Source organism: Salipiger sp. ABF4_146 (assembly GCF_056161345.1).
Genome location: NZ_JBSWYX010000071.1, coordinates 1 through 899, shown reverse-complemented (window position 1 = coordinate 899; position 899 = coordinate 1). Strand labels below are relative to the sequence as shown.

1 protein-coding gene is annotated in these 899 nt (G+C 61.3%); it reads right to left on the bottom strand.

Going from position 1 to position 899, the window contains the following annotated elements:
- Positions 1-139 precede the first annotated feature (139 nt).
- Positions 140-899: IS21-like element helper ATPase IstB (istB, locus tag ACXAJT_RS27585; RefSeq protein ID WP_475242220.1), on the bottom strand; the 760-nt coding region annotated here is incomplete at its 5' end.

Genomic DNA, 899 nt, shown 5'->3' with positions numbered 1-899 from the left:
CTGTCAACGGCGGAGTAAAATTCGGCCATTGTGGCGGAGCAAAAGTCGGCCAGTTTGGGGCGAGCGCCTTGGAGCGTGCGGCCCTCATATAGCAAGCCCGGTCCAAGGCGCATTGGCCGTCAGGCCAATTTTGTGAGGTTCATTTGTTAGCGGCGGCGAGGCGGGCGCGGCTTTGATTGAGGCGGTAGCTTTCGCCGTTCACCTCGAGGATGTTGACGTGGTGTGTCAGCCGGTCCAGCAGCGCGCCGGTCAGGCGTTCGGTGCCGAAGGTTTCGGTCCACTCCTCGAAGGGCAGGTTCGACGTGATCAGGGTCGACCCTCGCTCGTAGCGCTGTGAGATCAGCTCGAACAGAAGCTCGGCGCCGGTTTTGCTCAAGGGGACGAATCCCAGCTCGTCGATGATCAGCAGTTTGACCTTGGCGAGTTTGCGCTGGAGTTGCAGGAGGCGTTTTTCGTCACGGGCCTCCATCATCTCGTGCACGAGGGCTGCGGCGGTCACGAAGGCGACAGGCAATCCTTTCTGGCAGGCAGCCAGTCCCAGCCCGAGGGCGACATGGGTCTTGCCGGTGCCGGAGGGACCGAGCGCGATCACATTCTCCTTGCGTTCGATCCATTCGCAGCGCGTCAGCTCCAGCACCATCATCTTATTGAGCGACGGGATCGCTTTGAAGTCGAAGCTGTCCAGGCTTTTGATGGTCGGGAACTTTGCGGCCTTGATCCGGCGTTCCACCATGCGCCGTTCCCGGTCGATCAGTTCCAGCTCGGTCAGCCGGGCCAGGTAACGCACGTGATCTACGCCTTCAGCGGCGCAGATACGGGCCTGCTTGTCATGTTCACGCAGGAACGTGGGCAGCCGAAGCGTTTTGAGATGGTGGGCCAGCAGCAGTTCGGGTGCATCC